General features: G+C 65.4%; 17 protein-coding genes and 1 other RNA gene. 10 read left to right on the plus strand and 8 right to left on the minus strand.

The genetic code is table 11. The annotated features are described in order from the left end of the window. Positions 1-61: 61 nt before the first annotated feature. The 3 genes from AC4D6D_RS07150 to AC4D6D_RS07160 all read right to left on the minus strand — a co-directional run bounded on the left by AC4D6D_RS07150 (position 62) and on the right by AC4D6D_RS07160 (position 2,206). On the minus strand, positions 62-469 hold the full coding sequence (locus AC4D6D_RS07150; RefSeq protein ID WP_147220008.1) for a DoxX family protein: 408 nt from the start codon (positions 467-469) through the stop codon (positions 62-64). Between the two features lie 148 nt (positions 470-617). Further along, complete coding sequence (locus tag AC4D6D_RS07155; RefSeq protein ID WP_491327067.1) at positions 618-974, minus strand: helix-turn-helix domain-containing protein; 357 nt, start codon at positions 972-974, stop codon at positions 618-620. Positions 975-1,276: 302 nt separating this feature from the next. Next, positions 1,277-2,206: a LysR family transcriptional regulator gene (locus tag AC4D6D_RS07160; RefSeq protein WP_147220010.1), complete on the minus strand. Its 930-nt coding sequence runs from the start codon at positions 2,204-2,206 to the stop codon at positions 1,277-1,279. A gap of 116 nt (positions 2,207-2,322) precedes the next feature. Here AC4D6D_RS07160 and AC4D6D_RS07165 point away from each other — a divergent pair, with 116 nt between their 5' ends. The 3 genes from AC4D6D_RS07165 (at position 2,323) to AC4D6D_RS07175 (ending at position 4,458) form a co-directional block, all read left to right on the plus strand. Continuing rightward, a complete protein-coding gene (locus tag AC4D6D_RS07165; protein ID WP_491327068.1) occupies positions 2,323-3,021 on the plus strand; it encodes a pirin family protein in 699 nt (232 codons plus the stop codon). Between the two features lie 143 nt (positions 3,022-3,164). Beyond that, positions 3,165-4,061 (plus strand): pirin family protein, encoded by an 897-nt coding sequence (locus AC4D6D_RS07170; RefSeq protein ID WP_491327069.1) that lies wholly within the window; start codon positions 3,165-3,167, stop codon positions 4,059-4,061. Positions 4,062-4,074: 13 nt separating this feature from the next. Beyond that, positions 4,075-4,458, plus strand: coding sequence for an OsmC family protein (locus tag AC4D6D_RS07175; protein ID WP_491327070.1), 384 nt, complete (start codon positions 4,075-4,077; stop codon positions 4,456-4,458). Between the two features lie 213 nt (positions 4,459-4,671). Here the strand turns inward: AC4D6D_RS07175 and AC4D6D_RS07180 are convergent, their stop codons facing one another. Together AC4D6D_RS07180 and AC4D6D_RS07185 are read right to left on the minus strand one after the other, a co-directional pair. Then, on the minus strand, positions 4,672-5,970 hold the full coding sequence (locus AC4D6D_RS07180; protein WP_491327071.1) for a sigma-54-dependent transcriptional regulator: 1,299 nt from the start codon (positions 5,968-5,970) through the stop codon (positions 4,672-4,674). Next, a complete protein-coding gene (locus AC4D6D_RS07185) occupies positions 5,970-7,679 on the minus strand; it encodes a sensor histidine kinase (protein WP_491327072.1) in 1,710 nt (569 codons plus the stop codon). Before AC4D6D_RS07185 ends, AC4D6D_RS07180 begins: the two co-directional genes overlap by 1 nt. Positions 7,680-7,914: 235 nt before the next feature. Here AC4D6D_RS07185 and AC4D6D_RS07190 point away from each other — a divergent pair, with 235 nt between their 5' ends. From AC4D6D_RS07190 to AC4D6D_RS07200, 3 genes are read left to right on the plus strand one after another with little or no spacing between them, the layout of a single operon-like run. Continuing rightward, on the plus strand, positions 7,915-9,237 hold the full coding sequence (locus AC4D6D_RS07190) for a dicarboxylate/amino acid:cation symporter (protein WP_491327073.1): 1,323 nt from the start codon (positions 7,915-7,917) through the stop codon (positions 9,235-9,237). Positions 9,238-9,281: 44 nt separating this feature from the next. Continuing rightward, positions 9,282-10,727, plus strand: coding sequence for an alginate export family protein (locus AC4D6D_RS07195; protein ID WP_491327074.1), 1,446 nt, complete (start codon positions 9,282-9,284; stop codon positions 10,725-10,727). Between the two features lie 13 nt (positions 10,728-10,740). Beyond that, positions 10,741-12,375: an NAD-dependent malic enzyme gene (locus AC4D6D_RS07200; protein WP_491327075.1), complete on the plus strand. Its 1,635-nt coding sequence runs from the start codon at positions 10,741-10,743 to the stop codon at positions 12,373-12,375. 102 nt (positions 12,376-12,477) lie between these two features. On the opposite strand, the gene rpoH is transcribed toward AC4D6D_RS07200, so the two are convergent. Beyond that, positions 12,478-13,380, minus strand: a complete 903-nt coding sequence (gene rpoH / locus AC4D6D_RS07205) for an RNA polymerase sigma factor RpoH (RefSeq protein ID WP_147220019.1) — start codon at positions 13,378-13,380, stop codon at positions 12,478-12,480. 94 nt (positions 13,381-13,474) lie between these two features. Next, positions 13,475-14,419 carry an RluA family pseudouridine synthase gene (locus AC4D6D_RS07210; protein ID WP_491327076.1) on the minus strand — a complete coding sequence of 315 codons (945 nt, stop codon included), beginning with the start codon at positions 14,417-14,419 and terminating at the stop codon, positions 13,475-13,477. Between the two features lie 18 nt (positions 14,420-14,437). Here AC4D6D_RS07210 and AC4D6D_RS07215 point away from each other — a divergent pair, with 18 nt between their 5' ends. The 4 genes from AC4D6D_RS07215 (at position 14,438) to rnpB (ending at position 16,835) form a co-directional block, all read left to right on the plus strand. Then, positions 14,438-14,872, plus strand: coding sequence for a Mov34/MPN/PAD-1 family protein (locus AC4D6D_RS07215; RefSeq protein WP_147220021.1), 435 nt, complete (start codon positions 14,438-14,440; stop codon positions 14,870-14,872). Between the two features lie 26 nt (positions 14,873-14,898). Next, complete coding sequence (locus tag AC4D6D_RS07220; RefSeq protein WP_147220022.1) at positions 14,899-15,540, plus strand: histidine phosphotransferase family protein; 642 nt, start codon at positions 14,899-14,901, stop codon at positions 15,538-15,540. 141 nt (positions 15,541-15,681) lie between these two features. Beyond that, complete coding sequence (locus tag AC4D6D_RS07225) at positions 15,682-16,386, plus strand: N-acetylmuramoyl-L-alanine amidase (protein ID WP_147220023.1); 705 nt, start codon at positions 15,682-15,684, stop codon at positions 16,384-16,386. 9 nt (positions 16,387-16,395) lie between these two features. Next, an RNA gene (rnpB, locus tag AC4D6D_RS07230) (RNase P RNA component class A) lies at positions 16,396-16,835 on the plus strand. Between the two features lie 142 nt (positions 16,836-16,977). Here the strand turns inward: rnpB and AC4D6D_RS07235 are convergent. Beyond that, on the minus strand, positions 16,978-17,778 hold the full coding sequence (locus AC4D6D_RS07235; protein ID WP_147220024.1) for a metallophosphoesterase: 801 nt from the start codon (positions 17,776-17,778) through the stop codon (positions 16,978-16,980). Positions 17,779-17,830 lie beyond the last annotated feature (52 nt).

Raw genomic sequence — 17,830 nt, forward strand, 5'->3', positions numbered from 1 at the left:
CGGCGAATCAAAAAGGGGCCGCCTTTCGGCAGCCCCTTTCATCGGTTTTTTGCGTGATAGATCAGTCGCGGCCTTTGCCGAAAGCGACGATCTGGAAGAGGCCGCCGGCCATCGCGACGTTCTTGAAGAAGTGGATGAACTGGTTCTGGTCGGCGAACTGCGAGTGGAAGAACACCGCCGTGACCAGGCTGAACAGTGCTAGACCGGCCGCTACCGTACGCAGGCGGTAACCCGAGATCAGCAGGGCGCCGCCGATGACTTCGATCGCGACCGCACCGGCCATGGCGACGGCAGGGAGGGGCAGGCCGACCGAGGAGATGTAGGCCATCGTCCCGGCAGGATCGGACAGCTTGGAAAGGCCGCTCAAAATGAAGATGGCGGCGATCAGGATGCGGCCGACGAGCGGCAGGAACTTCACGATTCCGGCTTCGTTGGCGGCGGGAGCGATCTTGGCGGTTGCGGTATTCATGGCTTTTCCCCTTTGGGCTTCGTCTAGAGAGGGTCCGGCCGGGTCGGCTGCGGGGTGCCTCGATGAGCCATGAAATGCCGGAGAAAGACGGTTCCAGAAATCCGGATAAATTTGGTTGTGGTGTTCGAGTAATTGGAAATGGTAAGCGTCAGCCCGGAAGATTCAGCGGCTTCCAGCGGTTGCGCCAGACTTTCGGTGTCGTGCCGACCATGCGGCGGAACAGGCGGGTGAGGTGGGCCTGGTCGGTCAGGCCGCAGATACAGGCGATCTCCGACAAGGCGTCGTCCGTCTGGAGCATCAGCCGCTGCGCGCGTCGGATACGCTGGCGGATGACATAGGCGTGCGGCGGCTCGCCCATGCTGGTCTTGAAGGCGCGGCAGAAATGCCCGGTGCTCAGGCGTGCGGCGGCGGCGAGATCATGGCAGGACAGCGGCCCTGCAAGATTGTCCTCGATATGCTGGACAACCTTGCGGAGCTGCCATCCGGCGAGACCGCCCTTGGCCATCCCGTCGGGCAAGGCGGTTATCGGTCGGAAGGATTCGATGTGACGATGCTGTAAATCGTGCGGCCTGTTTGTCGTTGTCGTGCCCAAGGCTTCGTGAAGCATGACGAACTCTCCAGAGCCGCCGCTTGGTTTGCGTCGATAAAGGCAAACCATGTGCGGCGATATGGCAATCGATGGGCATAATTGTCGCATAGTCATTTATAACGACAAGCCCATTATTCGTCGAAAGGCCCTCGATCTTCGTGGATGTTCAAAATAGATCGTGATCGCGAGTCTTTTGGGTATTTTTTTGAGCTATCCGATCAAATGTCGGGAAGTTCGCCCATGTCGCTGTCGAGTTCGCACTGGGCGACGAAGCGGTCGAGCAGCCACGCTGCTGCCGGGCCGGGCGGGGTGTCGCGGCGCCAGATGCCGCCGAAGCGGTAGATGCCGCCCGGATGGTCGGGCATCGAGAGGCGGATGAGCGTGCCGGAAACGAGATCGGCCTCGATCATCGGCAGCGGCATGTTGCCCCAGCCGATCCCCTGCCGCAGCAGCGCGTGTTTGGCGCCGAGGTCGGCAAGGCGCCAGGTCTTGGAACTCATGACCGAGAAATCCTTGCCTTCGGTGAAGCGCGAGCGGTCGCTGAGCACGAGCTGGGTATATTCGCGGCCCGCGCCGGGCGGGATCGGGTTCATGCGGCCGAGCGGATGGTCGGGCGCGGCCACCGGAACCATCGCCACCGAGCCGACCGAGACGCTTTCGAGCCCCCCCACGCCTGCGAAGAGCGGCCCGGACAGGCCGATCACGGCAGTCCCGTCGAGCACCATCGAGGTGATCGCGCCGAGCGCCTCGACATGGAGGCGAAGTTGCACGGTCGGAAACTCGGCAGCGAAGGCGCGCAGGATCACCCCGAGGCTCTCGGCGGGGAACATGACATCCACGGCGAGATCGACTTCCGCTTCCAGACCGTCGAGCAGGCCCTTCACTTTGGCGCGCAACCCGTCGATGCCTTCCGCGACGCCGCGCGCTTCGGACAGGACCGCGCGGCCGGCAGTGGTGAGGACGGGCTTGCGGGTGCCCTCGCGCTCGAACAGCAGGACGCCGAGCTGGGCTTCGAGATTGGCGATGCCATAGCTGATGACGGAAACTGCACGGTTGAGCTTCCGCCCGGCGGCGGCGAAGCTGCCGGTATCGACAATGGCCAGGAAGATGCGAAGCTGGTCCAGGGTCGGCGTACCGGGGTTACTCACTTTTCAATCTCCTCGAACAGTCATGTCGATTTTATCCCTCTGAACTTGAAATGCGGTCAAGTCTATATGGGTTTCAACAGGACGGCACCTCACCCCGCCGCCCCCGGAGACAGGACATGATCGAACTTCGCCCCTTTGACAGCCTCGGCGGTGCCAACCACGGCTGGCTCGACGCCAAGCACCACTTCTCGTTCGCCGGCTACCACGACCCGGCCCGCGTCCACTGGGGCAACCTGCGCGTCTGGAACGACGACTCGATCGCCCCGCAGACCGGCTTCCCGCCGCACCCCCACCGCGACATGGAGATCATCACTTATGTCCGTGAAGGCGCGATTACCCACCAGGACAACCTGGGCAACAAGGGCCGCACCGAGGCCGGCGACGTCCAGGTAATGAGCGCGGGCACCGGCATCACCCACTCGGAATACAACCTCGAGGACGTGACGACGAAGATCTTCCAGATCTGGATCATCCCGACCCGCGACGGCGAAGAACCGAGCTGGGGCGCCAAGCCCTTCCCCAAGGGCGACCGTTCGGGCCAGTTCGTGACGCTCGCCTCGGGCTACGAGAACGACAACGACGCCCTGCCGATCCGCACCAATGCCCGCGTCGTGGGCGCCACGCTCAAGGCCGGCGAAACCGCCGAGTACCCGCTGGGCAAGGATCGCAAGGCCTACCTCGTTCCCGCCATCGGTGCGGTGCAGATCGAGGACGTGCGCGCCAATGCCCGTGACGGCGTGGCGATCAGCGACCTCGACGTGCTGCGGGTCACCGCGATCGAGGACAGCGAGATCGTCCTCGTCGACGCTGCCTGAGAAGAACGGGCCTGACGTAAGAACCGGGAGCGGGCGGAAATCGTCCGCTCCCTACTCTTCCCCGATTGCATTTTCCCAATTCGGCGCCGACTTTCTTCCCCGGCGCTCCATCGCACAAAAGAAGCGCAAGGAAGGATTGCCCCATGACCGTCCACTCGTCCGATATCGAAGGCGTTGACCTCGTCGTTCTCCCCCCCGTCCGCGATCTTGGCGACGGCTTCCAGGTCCGCCGCGCGCTGCCCACCGCGCAGCGCCGCATGGTCGGCCCCTTCATCTTCTTCGACCAGATGGGCGAGGCGGTGTTCCGCAGCGGCGAAGGCCTCGACGTGCGCCCGCATCCGCACATCGGCCTCTCCACGCTGACCTACCTCGTCGAAGGCGAGATCTTCCACCGCGACTCGCTCGGCTCTGCGCAGGCGATCCGCCCCGGTGAGGTCAACTGGATGACCGCAGGCAGCGGCATCGTCCATTCCGAGCGCACTTCACCCGAGGTCCGCGCCAGCGGCGGCAAGCTGTTCGGTCTCCAGACCTGGATCGCGCTGCCCAAGGAAGCCGAAGAGATCGCCCCGGCCTTCGCGCATCACAAGGCCGACGAAATTCCCGTGACCGAAGACGCCGGAACGCGGCTGACGCTGATCGCCGGCACCTCCGACGGCCTGACCTCGCCGCTCAAGACCTACTCCGACATGGTCTATGCCGATATCGTCATGCTCGACGGTGCGCGCTACCAGGTGAAGGCCGAGCACGTCGAACGCGCGATCTACGTCGTCGGCGGCGAAGTCGAGGTGGAAGGCCAGACCGGCAGCTTCAAGGAGACCGAACTCGTGGTCTTCAAGCCCGGCACCGAAGTGGTGCTCCGCGCCAAGGGCGGCACCCGCCTGATGCTGCTGGGCGGCGAACCGCTCCCGGAAAAGCGCCACATCTTCTGGAACTTCGTCTCCTCCTCGCTCGACCGTATCGAGCAGGCCAAGGAAGACTGGAAGGAACAGCGCTTCGCCCGCGTGCCGGACGAGCACGAATTCATCCCCCTCCCGGCCTGAGGAGCACCGGACCATGGCACATGGAACCGCCCATATCGGCGAAACCCCCTGGCGCACCGATATCGTCGTCGGCGGCCACGGGATCACCGCCGACGAACCGGAAGCGCTCGGCGGGCAGGGAGCAGGGCCAGCACCCTACGACCTGCTGCTCGCCAGCCTCGGCGCCTGCACCGCGATCACTTTGAAGATGTACGCGGCCCGCAAGGGCTGGCCGCTGGTCTCGGTGGATGTGGACCTGCGGCTCAAGGGCTCGAAGGAAGAGATGCATATCGAGCGCAAGCTCTCGATCGTCGGGCTGGATGAGGAGCAGAAAGCCCGGCTTGCCGATATTGCCGAGCGGACGCCGGTTACTTTGACTTTGAAGTCGGGGCTCGGGATCGAGACGGAACTGGTTTGAAGGTAAGAGGAAGTCCTGGGGGATGATCCCCCAGACCCTCGGAATGTCGACCTCGTGCGCCGCCTATCGGTATTGCGCTCCTTGCGGCGCAGCCAATATGTCTCCCGACGCAGCCATGAGCGCACAACGGATAGTGCAGGGCGCGACATCGACAGTAATGGGGGTGCAGGGGGGCTATGCTCCCCTGCTTTTCCTTTTCTTCACCCTGCCTCTTCACCCCTTCTGGCGCAAAGCCCCCAAATCGATCCCGTGCTTGTTCACCTTGTAGTAGAACGTCTTGCGCGGCAGATCGAGCGAGCGGATGGCGGCGCCGATCTCTCCGTTCGCGGCCAGCACGGCGGCGACGATTTCCTCCCGTTCGAAGGCGTCCACGCGCTCGGTCAGGCCCTTGGCTGCCGAGGGTGACGGCGTGGGCGTGGATTCGCCGAGGCCCAGCACGAACTGTTCCGCGAAATTGGCGAGTTCGCGCACGTTGCCCGGCCACTCGTGGCGTTCCAGCATCGTGCGCACCGCTGCGCTTACCGGCGGCAGGTCGCGTCCGGTGCGGCGGGCGGCGTCTCCGGCAAAGCGTGCGAAGAGCGGGGCAATGTCCTCGCGGCGTTCGCGCAGGGGCGGCACGGAGAGGCGCATGGCGGCGAGGCGGTAGAACAGCGGCGGCAGCAGTGCGGGGGGCGGGCCTTCGGCGGTGTTCTGGCTGGTGGAGATCACGCGCATGTCGATCGGCATGGTCTCGTCGCGGCGGCGCAGCACGCGCTGTTCGATGAAGGGGAGTAGGCGCTCCTGGAGGTGCGCGGGGGCGCGGTCGATGTCGTCGAGGTAGAGCGTGCCGCGCTGGGCGGCGGCGAGGCCGGGGTCGGCGTGGTTCGACGCGGTAAACAGCGGCTCTGCGAGGGTTTCCGGCATTCCTGCGCAGGCGAGGGGCAGGAAGCGGTGGCGCGCGCGCTTGCCGGTGCGGTGGATCAGGCGGGCGAGGAGGTCCTTGCCGGTGCCGGTCTCGCCTTCGATGAAAAGGTCGATATCGGCATTGGCGAGCACCGGGATCATCTCGCGCAGGCGGCGGATGGCGGGGCTTTCGCCGAGGAAGACGGGGGCGTCGTCGGCTTCGGCCAGCGCGCGCAGGCGGCGGTTATCGAGCGTCAGGGCGCGGGCGGTGGCGGCGCGGTTGACGGCGGCGATCAGGGTGTCGGGCGCGAAGGGCTTGGTCAGGAAGTCCCAGGCCCCGGCCTTGAGCATTTGCACCGCCATCTCGATGTCGCCGTGGCCAGTGACGAGGATTACCGGCAGTTCGGGGTCGCGCTCGTGGAGCTGGCGGAACAGGTCGATGCCGGAGATTTGCGGCATGCGCACGTCGGTGACGACGACGCCGGGAAAGTCGGCGGTGATGGCGGCGAGGGCCGGGGGAGCGGCGGGGAAGCTCTCCACTTCGAACCCGGCGAGGCGAAGAAGCTGCGCGGTCGAGCGGGCGAGGTCTTCGTCATCCTCGACGAGGGCAATGCGGCGGGTGGCTTCCATCAGGCGAGTCTCAATTGCAGTTCGAAAGTTGCGCCGGCTTCGCCTGGCGCGAGGCGCAGGGAGCCGCCGAATTCCTGGGCGATGTCCTGCGCGATCACCAGGCCGAGGCCGAGGCCTTCGGCGCGGCTGGTGGCGAAGGGGGTGAACAGGCGGTTGGCGATTTCGGGGGCGATGCCGGGGCCGTTGTCGGAGACGGTGAGGCGCAGGGTCTGGCCTTCGGTGGCGACGGCAAGGGTGATGCGCGCATCGGGCTGGTTTGCCAGCGCTTCGGTGGCGTTCTGGAGCAGGTTTACGAGAATCTGTTCGAGCCGGACTTTGTCTCCGCGCACTTTGAGATCGGCGGGAAGGGCGGGGGTCTCGAAGGTCAGCGCGGCGAGTCGCTCCTTCATGAGCAGCCGTGCGCCGTCGAGGACTTCGGCGAGCGAGACGGCGCTCTCGCCTGTCCCGGCCTTGCGGGCGAAGCCGCGTAGCTGGGCGGTGATCACGCCGATGCGTTCGGCAAGCCGATCGATGGCGGTGAGGTTCTCGCGCACTTCGGCGGAGGCGCCGAGGTCGAGCAACTGGCCTGCTGAATTCGCGTAGTTGCGGATCGCGGCGACGGGCTGGGCGGTCTCGTGCGCGACGCTGGCCGTGACTTGCCCGAGGGTGGCGAGACGGTTGGCGAGGCGCAGCTCCTCGCGCAGCAGCGCCGCGCGCTGTTCGAGGGCGGTGCGTTCCTCCATTTCCCGGCGCAGTTCGGCGGTGCGTTCGGTGACGGCGGTTTCGAGCAGCGCGGTGCGCTCACGGCGACGGCGGCTGCGTTGCGCCAGCCAGCGGAGTGCGCCGACGGCGATGAGCGCGAGGATCGCCGCCACCGCCTGCGCGCTGCGCATCGGCGTGGTGACGGCGACGCGGATCGGCAGGGCGAGATTGACCCGCCACTGGTCGCGGTTGGGCGGGCTGGTGGCGAGCAGGAGCCGCGCGGTCGCGCCGGACCGGTGCAGGAAACTGTCGCTATCGATCGCGTAGGGGAGCGGGGTCAGGCCGGGAATGCCGATGTCGCCCGCGATGGCCCGCTGCCGGGCGGGATCGATCGGTCGCGTCATCGCGAAGCGCCAGTCCGGGCGGCTGGCGACGAGTATCACACCGTCGCGGTTGGTCACGAACGTCTCGCCGCCTGCCGTGCGCCACTGCGCCTCGATCCGGTCGAAATCGAGTTTGATGACGATCACGCAGTCTCCCGCAGCCTTGCGCGCGAGATAGAGGCCGGGGCGGTGGCTGACGGTGCCGAGCGCGAATTGGGCGCCGTCGCCGTGGCGGCGCGCGTCACGATAGTAGCGGCGGAAGCGGTAGTCGCGGCCCACGAAGCTGTCCGGGCGGCGCCAGTTGCTGGCGGAAATCGCGAAGCCGTTCTCGCCCACGAGATAGATCGCGGAGGCGCCGATCTGCTGGGCGAAGGCTTCGAGTTTGGCGTCGAGGCGGCGGTCGGCGCCGGGCTTGCGGTCGGCGGCGGCGATCACGTCGCGGTCGTCGGCTAAGGTCTGGGGCAGCAGGCGGAAGCGGGCGATCTCGCTGTCGAGCAGGGCCTGACGCAGGCGGGCATCGGCGGCGACGGATGCGGCGAAGGCCGAGGCGGCGCGCTGGCGCACGATCTCTCCGGCAAGGCCCGCCGCGATCAGCGCGGCAATGCAGGCGGCGAGCAGCCAGGTCAGGTTGAGGCGGCGAGTCACCGTGCCTTTCTAGGATGCAGGAAAGCGATGTGCAAATTTCTGCACATCGCTGCGGTGCAATGTGCCGATTTCTGCGCTCGGAAAGTTGAAGCGATTCCTGTAAACCGCCGGAAATCAGCCGTTTAAAACGAATGCAAAAATGTCTTTGGCCGCAGCGTGAAATCGAACAGTCTTTGCCCAGCCCGCGATAAGCATAAGTCTTGAGCGGGCAGAGAGAGGAAGAAAGGCCTTACCCATGCACGCAACGTTGTCCGAAACGCACGAGCTGTCCGCGCCCAAGCGCTGGTACGCGCATCTCTATGTGCAGGTGCTGATCGCCATCGCGGCGGGCGTGACGGTAGGCCATTTCGCACCCGGTACGGGTGAGGCGCTGAAGCCGCTTGGCGATGCCTTCATCAAGCTGGTCAAGATGGTGATCGCTCCGGTCATTTTCCTGACCATCGTCACCGGCATCGCCTCGATGCGCGACCTTCGCTCGGTCGGCCGCGTCGCGGGCAAGGCGTTCGGCTATTTCTTCTTCTTCTCGACCCTGGCGCTGATCGTCGGGCTGATCGTCGCGAACGTGGTTCGCCCCGGTCACGGCCTGAACATCGATCCTGCCACGCTCGATGCCTCGAAGGTCGCAACTTTCTCCGAGAAGGCACACGAAACGTCGATCACCGGGTTCCTGATGGAAATGATCCCGGACACATTCCTCTCCTCCATGACCGAGGGTAATATCCTTCAGGTCCTGGTGGTCGCCATTCTCTTCGGCATTGCGCTGGCCATGCTCGGAGACCGCGGCGCGCGTCCGCTCTCGCTGCTCGAAGACGTCTCGCTGGTGTTCTTCAAGCTCGTCTCGATCGTCATGAAGGCCGCGCCCGTGGGTGCTTTCGGCGCCATGGCCTTCACCATCGGCAAGTACGGCGTCGGCAGCCTTGCCAACCTCGCCGGGCTGGTGGCGACGTTCTACGTGACTTCGGCGCTCTTCGTGGTCGTGGTGCTGGGCGTGGTCGCGCGGCTTGCGGGCTTCTCGATCTTCTCGCTGATCTCCTACCTCAAGGCCGAGCTGCTGCTGGTGCTGGGTACCTCCTCCTCGGAGAGCGCGCTGCCCTCGCTGATGGAGAAGATGGAGCGTGCGGGCTGCCCCAAGAGCATCGTCGGCCTCGTCGTGCCGACCGGCTACAGCTTCAACCTCGACGGCACCAATATCTACATGACGCTGGCGGCGCTGTTCATCGCGCAGGCCTGCAACGTGGAACTGACGCTGGGCCAGCAGGTTCTGCTGCTGGGCGTGGCCATGCTCTCGTCCAAGGGCGCGGCGGGCGTCACCGGCGCGGGCTTCATCACCTTGGCCGCCACGCTGTCGATCGTGCCTTCGGTGCCGGTCGCGGGCATGGCGCTGATCCTGGGTGTCGACCGCTTCATGTCGGAATGCCGCAGCCTGACGAACTTCATCGGCAATGCCGTGGCGACCGTGGTGGTCTCGCGCTGGGAAGGCAAGCTCGACACCGAGCGCTTCAAGGCAGTGCTCGCCAACCGCGAGCCTGCCGCCGAGCCGAGCGCCTTGCTCGTCTGACCTGACCCGACACGGGGCGAAAGCCCCGCACAGGAATCGCGGACATGAAGACAGTTTCCAAGCGGCTGCTGGCCGCCACCCTTTGCTGCGCCTCCTTTCCGGCCCATGCCGAAGAGGCGAAGACCCCGGTCTACCCGGTTTCCGCCAACGGCGACGGCGCCGTGACCAACGGCTACAGCATCTCCCGCTGGGCCGAAGACTGGCGGGTCATGGCGGACGAGAAAAAGCGCGACGATCCGCTCGACCGGCTCAAGTTCCTCCCGCTCGATGGAGACGGGGACATCTACCTGACGCTCTCGGGCGAGCTGCGCCTCCGCGTCAACCAGACCACCAATCCCAACTTGCGCGAGGCCGAGGCGCAGCGTCAGGACATCAGCCGCGTGGTCGCCGGAGCGGATCTTCATGTCGGGCCGCACCTTCGCTTCTACGGCGAACTGGCGCATGGGGGCCTGAGCGGTCGCAACCTCGGCACGCCATCGAGTAACTTCCGCAACGGGCTGGCCGCCCAGCAGTATTTCGCCGAGGCGAACGGGCAGATAGCGGGCCTCGACGTGGGTATTCGCTACGGCCGCCAAGAGTTCGTCGATGGACCCAACCTGCTGACCTCGCAGCGCGACAACAATACCCTCCACTATACGCTGAACGGCGTGCGGGCCTGGGTGCGCGGGAAGGCAGTGCGCGCCGACGTCTTCGACTTGCGCCCGACTGCTTACGGCGAAGACGGCATCGGCGACGACAGGAGCGATCCCGAGCGCCGCTTCTCCGGCGTGACGCTGGGCTATGCCGTGCCGAAGACGTTTCTTGGCGATTCGAAGCTCTTCGTCGATCCCTTCCTCTGGCGGCGGCGCAACGGCGTCGGCACCTGGGGCGGGCGGATCGGCCCGGCGACGCGCTGGTATGGCGGGGTCCACGTCTATGGCGACGCCGGGCCGCTCCAGCTCGACTGGACGGTGAACCACCAGTGGGGCGAGTTCATGGACCAGAAGATCGATGCCTGGCAGGTGCTGCTCGCCCAGTCCTGGCGCCTCGGATCGGACAAGGCCGCGCCGCGCATCGGCCTCAGCGCCGACTATGCCAGCGGGGGCGGCGGCTACGGGGACGGCAAGCTGCGCGACGCCTATGCGCCTTTCGGCAACAATATCTATTTCAGCTACCAGCTCTACCTGACGCCCTCGAACATCCGCGCCATCGCCCCGACTTTCAGCTTCTCGCCGCTGAAGAACGTGAAAGTGAATGCCGAATACCGCTTCGCCTGGCGTGACAGCGTCACCGATGCGGTCTATCGGGCCAACGGCCAACCCTTTGCCAGCACCCAGAACGGCCGGGCGCGCAAGATCGCCGAACTCGCCCGCCTCCAGGCGGTCTGGCAGATCTCGCCGCGCGTCTCGTTCACCGGGCGCTACGAGCATCTCGAAGCCGGCCCCGCGCTGACCGATGCGGGTTACCGCAGCTCCGATTTTCTCGCGGGCTGGCTGAGCCTACGTTTCTGATGAAAGGTCATTGATGTCCCCGACCCGTCACGCCGCCGCCCGCGCGCTGCTTTCCGATCCCCTGACCAACAAGGGGACCGCCTTCACCGCCGAAGAGCGTGACGCATTCGGCCTCCACGGCCTGCTGCCCCCCCATGTCGGCACCCTCGACAGCCAGATCGAACGTCGCCGCAAGGCACTGGAAGAAAAGGAAAGCGATTTCCAGCGCTACGCCTTCCTGCGCGAACTTCAGGACTCGAACGAGGTGCTGTTCCATGCCCTCGTGCAGAGCGACCTGCCGCGCATGTTGCCATTGGTCTATACGCCGACCGTGGGCGAGGGCTGCGAGCGCTTCAGCGAGATCTGGCGCCGTCCGCGCGGGCTGTTTCTGAGCTATCCCAACAAGGACCGCATTTCCGACATTCTCGCCGATCCGGCCTACGACCGCGTGAAAGTGATCGTCGTCAGCGACGGCGAGCGTATCCTCGGCCTCGGCGACCAGGGCGCGGGCGGCATGGGCATCCCGATCGGCAAGCTGGCGCTCTACACCGCCTGCGCCGGTATCCACCCCTCCGAAGTCTTGCCGATCCTCCTCGATCTGGGCACGGACAACCATGCCCGCCGCGAGGACCCGCTCTATGTGGGGTGGCGCGCCCCGCGCGTGCGCGGTCAGGATTACGACGATTTCGTCGAGGCCTTCGTCAGCGTGGTGGACGATCGCTTCCCCGGCGTGCTGCTCCAGTGGGAGGATTTCGCGGGCAAGAACGCCTACGACCTGCTGGTTCGCTACCGTGACCGGCTGCTGAGCTTCAACGACGATATCCAGGGCACCGCCGCCACTGCGGTGGGCACGCTGCTGGCCGCGATCGGCAAGACCTGCGTGCCGCTCGCCGAGCAACGCGTCGTGCTGTTCGGTGCGGGCGCGGCGGGCAGCGGCGTGGCCGAGATGCTGGTTCAGGCGATGGTCGCCGATGGTCTCGACGAGAAGGCCGCGCGTGCGAACATCTGGGCGGTGGACCGCGACGGCCTGATCCTTTCCGACATTCCGCGCCTGCCGCATCAGCAGCTCAAACTCGCACGCGATCCGGCGGCGATCGAGGGCTGGAACGTCAGCGGCCAGAACATGATCTCGCTTCAGGAAGTGGTCGCCAATGTCCATCCGACGGTGCTGATCGGCACCTCGGGACAGAAGGCGGCCTTCGACGAGCGGACCATTCGCAAGATGGCCGAAAAGGTCGCGCGGCCCGTGGTCTTCCCGCTCTCCAACCCGATCTCGCGCGCCGAAGCGCACCCGGCGGACATTCTCGAATGGACCGACGGGAAGGCGATCGTCGGCACCGGCAGCCCCTTCGGCACGCCGGGCGTCACGCAGGTCAACAACGTCTACATCTTCCCCGGTGTTGGCCTCGGGGCGCTGGCCAGCGGGGCCACGGCGATCAGCGACGGCATGTTCATGGCCGCCGCGCGCCGCCTCGGCGAACTGGGCGGCGGCGAAGGTGAAAGCAAGGGCGGCCTGCTTCCGGCCGTCACCGAACTGCGCGACGTGGCGCTCGAAATCGCCGTCGCCGTCGCTGCGCAGGCGCAGGCGGAAGGGTTGGCGACCGCGGAACCGGAAGCCCTGACGCGCGAGAGCATTGCCGCGAGCATGTGGCAGGCGCTTTACGCCTGAGTGGAAGGAAGGGGAGGGGCGTCGCTCCCTTTTTTTCCATTGCCCATAAGAAAACGGGCCATCCTTCCGGACGGCCCGTTTCTTTTTTTCCGAAGCCGAAGCTCAGCCTGCGGGCAGCAGCCTGCGGTCGCTGGCGATGCGGGTCATCGCCTTCTGCAGCTTCTCGAAGGCGCGCACCTCGATCTGGCGGACGCGTTCGCGGCTGACGTGGTAGACCTGGCTCAGCTCTTCGAGCGTCTTCGGGTCCTCGGTCAGGCGGCGCTCCATCAGGATGTCGCGCTCGCGTTCGTTCAACCCGTCCATCGCCTCGACCAGCATGGCGTGGCGCACGGTCGCCTCTTCGGCATCCGCAACGGTCTCGTCCTGCAGTGGACGGTCGTCCGCAAGGACGTCCTGCCACTGACCTTCGCCTTCCTCGCGAAGCGAGACGTTCAGCGAGGCATCGCCGCCCATCATCATGCGCCGGTTCATGTTGACCACTTCCTGCTCGGAAACGCCGAGCGTGGTCGCGATCTTGGCGACGTCATCCGGATGCAGATCGGAATCCTCGTAGGCGTCGAGGTTCTTCTTCATCCGGCGCAAGTTGAAGAACAGCTTCTTCTGCGCGGCGGTGGTGCCCATCTTCACGAGCGACCACGAACGCAGGATGTACTCTTGAATCGAAGCCTTGATCCACCACATTGCATAAGTGGCGAGGCGGAAGCCCCGATCGGGTTCGAACTTCTTCACGCCCTGCATCAGGCCGATGTTGCCTTCGGAGATGAGTTCCGAGACCGGCAGGCCGTAGCCGCGATAACCCATGGCGATCTTCGCCACGAGGCGAAGATGGCTGGTTACCAGCTGGCCGGCCGCTGCCGGGTCCTCGTGCTCCTTGTAGCGCTTGGCGAGCATATATTCCTGCTCGGGCGCGAGAAGCGGGAACTTGCGGATCTCGGACAGGTAGCGGTTGAGGCTCTGCTCGCCGCCCAGTGCCGGCACCGCCGGGAGATTACGTTCCTTGCTCACAATATCCGTCCTTTCCGGTCGGCCCGCGGTCGAAGACCCTTGCGAGGCGTCTTAGCTTGGGGCCACCTTTTAAAGATAGCACATTAATCCGATTTCAGTGTCGCAGTTCATCGATCAGTGTCCGCATGTCGTCGGGTAGCGGACTGACGAAATGGACGTTCTCTCCTGTAACGGGATGGACGAAGCCAAGTTCCGCGGCATGAAGAGCTTGTCGGGTGAAACCGAGTCGCTGAAGAATCGGGCGAATCGCTGAAGGTGTACGACCATATACAGGGTCCCCTAATAGCGAATGGCCGATTGACGACATGTGAACGCGCACCTGATGGGTGCGTCCCGTTTCCAGGCGGCACTCCACGAGACTCGCGTTCTTCAGCGCTTCCAGCGTCTTGTAATGGGTTACGGCATGCTTGCCGCGCCCGTCCTCCACCAGCGCCATCTTCTTGCGGTTGAGGTTCGAGCGGGCGATCGCGCCGCGCACGGTTCCGGCGACCGGGATCGGCCTTCCGGAAACGACGGCCCGGTAGGCGCGTGCGATCGAATGGTCCGCGAACTGGACGGCCAGCCCCTCGTGCGCCTTATCGGTCTTGGCGACCACCAGCAGGCCCGAAGTGTCCTTGTCGATGCGGTGGACGATCCCCGGCCGCGCGACGCCGCCGATGCCGGAAAGCTGGCCCCGGCAGTGGTGGAGCAGGGCATTGACCAGCGTGCCGTCGAGATTGCCCGCCGCCGGATGGACGACGAGACCGGCAGGCTTGTCGACGATGATGAGGTATTGGTCCTCGAACACGACATTCAGCGGAATGTCCTGCGCGACCGCTTCGGCAGGGGCCGCTTCGGGCACGTCGATCGCGAAGGCGGTGCCGCCCGCGACCTTGAGCGAAGCCTGCGAGACCGGCTTTCCGGCCAGCGATATCCGGCCTTCGCCCATCAGAGCCTTGATGCGTTCGCGCGAAAGTCCGCTCGCCTCGGCCAGCGCCTTGTCGAGGCGGCCGCCGTCGCTGCCGATGAAACCCTGGATGATGTTTTCGTGAGCCCCCATTGCCTGTAGGATTTGGGGATGAATGTCGAAGTGACAAGTGACGTGATCGCAAGATTGCATGAAGAATCCTTAAGCGCCCATCCGGAGGAGTGCTGCGGCATCCTGACGGGAGAGGGCGAGCGGATAGAGGCCGCGATACCCGCTGCCAATGTCGCGGCGCAGCCCACCCACCATTTCGAGATTGATCCTGCCAGGCTGCTTGCCGCCCACCGTGCGGCGCGACAGGGTGGGCCGAAAGTGCTGGGTTATTATCATTCCCATCCGGTCGGTCATCCGGTGCCCTCCGCCACGGATTGCGAACATTCCACCGGGGATTCGCGCATTTGGGCGATCATCGCCGACGGGCAGGTTGCTTTCTGGCGCGATACCGGGAATGGATTTTCGCCGATGACGTACCATATCGTCGCACCAGTGGCCGCTAATGGCCTGAATTCGAATGCCTCACCCGAATGATTATTGAAAACGGAAGTCCTCGATCCATGACGACCAGTTCGCTCGAACTTGCCAGCCTGCTATGTTCGCGCCTGTGCCATGACATGCTCAGCCCTGTCGGCGCCCTGACCAACGGGCTGGAACTGCTCGCGGACGAGAAGGACCCCGACATGCGCCAGCGCTGCTTCGAGCTGCTGGACCAGAGCGCGCGGATCTCGGCCGACAAGCTGAAGTTCTTCCGCCTCGCCTTCGGTGCGGCGGGCGGCTTCGGAGACATGGTTCCGGTCAGCGAGGCGCGCGCCCTGATCGACGCGCTGGTGGCGAACAATGCCCGCATCGTGCTCAACTGGGCGCTGGCCAGCGAGATGCTGCCCAAGCCTGCGGTGAAGACGCTGCTCAACTTCGGCCTGATCGGCATCGAGGCGCTGCCGCGCGGCGGCACGCTGGAACTGGCGGCGGAATTCCGCGACGGCGTGACCGAGATCGTCGTGCGCGCGGCGGGACCCCGTATCGCCTTCGACCGGGATATCGGCCGTGCGCTCGAAGGGGCGCTGCCGGAAGGCGATCTTTCCAGTCGCACCGCGCCCGCCGCGATGATCCAGCAGCTGGCGCACGGGCAGGGCGGCAAGCTGCAATATGCCCTGGCGGAAGACGCGCTGGTCCTCGGCGCGGTCCTGCCAGGAGCCTGACGCTTCGACGGGCTCAGGATGACGTTTCGACAAGCTCAGCGGAGGTGATGCGATGTTCCCAGACCCGCTCAGGCTGAGCCTGTCGAAGCCCCCCCTGGAAGCCACAGGCCCTGGAGCCACAGGTCCCGGAGGCATTGGGACATGAACCGCTGGCTGGTCAATCGCACCGTCGCCTCGCCCAATTTCAACGAGCGCAAGCTGCCGATCTCGATGGTCGTGCTGCACTATACCGGTATGAAATCCGCCGCCGAGGCGCTGGAGCGGATGTGCGATCCCGAAGCGGAAGTCTCCGCGCACTACATGATCGACGAGGAGGGCATCGTCACCTCGCTGGTCCCGGAGGGCAAGCGTGCCTGGCATGCCGGGCGATCCTACTGGCGCGGGGTGACCGACGTGAACTCCGCCTCGATCGGGATCGAGCTGGTCAATCCGGGGCACGAATGGGGCTATCGCCCGTTCCCGGAGGCGCAGATGGAGGCATTGCTCCCGCTGCTCGCCGATATCGTCAGGCGCAACCACATTCCGCGTGGCAACGTGGTCGGCCATTCCGACATCGCGCCTGCCCGCAAGCAGGATCCCGGCGAGTATTTCGACTGGGCGCGGCTCGGCGAGCTGGGGCTGGCGTTGAAGATACCGGCGGCGAAGATGAACCTCTTCTACGACAATCCGGGCGCCTTCTATCTCGCGCTCGAACGCTTCGGCTACGACATTTCCGACGGACGGGCGGCGGTGACGGCGTTCCAGCGCCGCTGGCGGCCCGATCTGATCGACGGCGAGATCGACGGCGAAATCGGCGCAATTCTGTTGGAACTGCTGTTGGAGCGGGACAATGGCCGTGCTAGGTGACCGCTCGCACCGGGGAGCCGGGCAGCCGCGGGCGTCTTCGGACGCGCGAGGAAAGTCCGGGCTCCACGAAACAAGGATGGCGGGTAACGCCCGCCGGGCGAGTCGGGTTTTCAGGCCCGGCGAAGCTTAGGGAAAGTGCCACAGAGAGCAGACCGCCTCGCCAACAGGGTTCGTCCCTCGCGGCAGGTAAGGGTGAAAGGGTGCGGTAAGAGCGCACCGCGCTTCCGGTAACGGAAAGCGGCATGGCAAACCCCATCCGGAGCAAGACCGAATAGGGGCTGCGCGCCGTCTCGAACGGCGGGTCTGTTTCGGACCCAGGCAGCCCGGGTTGGTCGCTTGAGTGGCGCAGCAATGCGTCGCCTAGAGGAATGGCTGCCACCGCGGCGTAAGGTCCCCCCGTGGGGAGACCACGCCAGGTACAGAACCCGGCTTACAGGCTCCCCGGTGCGTTTGCCTTGTTTGTTCTTCACGAACTTGCGGTACCAGCCCCAAAGTCTCTCAGGCGCCCCCACCCGGCCTCCCATCTAGGATACACTGAATGGGAGGCCGGGCGTGGGCTGGTGCCGCTTCCGGGCGTTAGCCCGGCTAAATTCAGGCTTCGGCGGCGACCTTTATGGAAATCCCATTCTCGTCCTCGCAGGCCTGGATGAACCAGCGCTCGCTGCCCTCAAGCCCGATCGCGGTGAGGTGGCCGTGCATATAGGCGCCGGTATCGATGCCGATGCGGTTCGTGCGCACGGCCGGCTCCTCTGTGATCGTATGTCCGTGAACGACGAAGCCGCCGAATTCCCCGTTGTGGCTGAGAAACGGCTCGCGAATCCAGCGGCAGTCATGGCCGAGCTGGTTCTCCAGCGGCGTATTGGGACGCACGCCGGCATGAACGAAGACATAGTCGCCGAGCCGGATCATCTTGCGGAAACCGTCGATGAAATCGAAGTCCTGCTGCGGGATGGCGTCCATCGCCGCGCCGTGCAGGTCTTCGAGTTCGGCGTCCCGCACGAAGTCCGGATCGAGGCCGTAGGACAGGATCGTCTCGCGCCCGCCGAACTTCAGGAAGCTGCGGAAGGCATCCAGCTTGTCGCGCGAGACCAGCAGCATTTCCTCGTGATTGCCCTGGATGAACTCGACATCGCGCCGCCGGGCAAGCTCTCGGGCGGCGGCCAGGACACCGGCGCTGTCAGGTCCCCGGTCGATCAGGTCGCCCAGAAGAATGACAAGGCTGCGAGTGCTGTGTCGTTGGCTGTTGTCCCGTTCGATCGCCTCGATCAGGCGCTCGAACAGGTCCAGCCGTCCGTGGATGTCGCCTATCGCATAGACGCGCTGTCCGGCGGGCAGTTCGGGAAGGCGTGCGCTGGGAGCGCGGCCGAGCAGGTTTCTGATTTTCGCTAGCATGCGTCGGCGAGATTATAGATGGCCCCGATCCCGCCTACAAGCAGCCAGCATC

The organism is Novosphingobium sp. BF6, assembly GCF_058273105.1.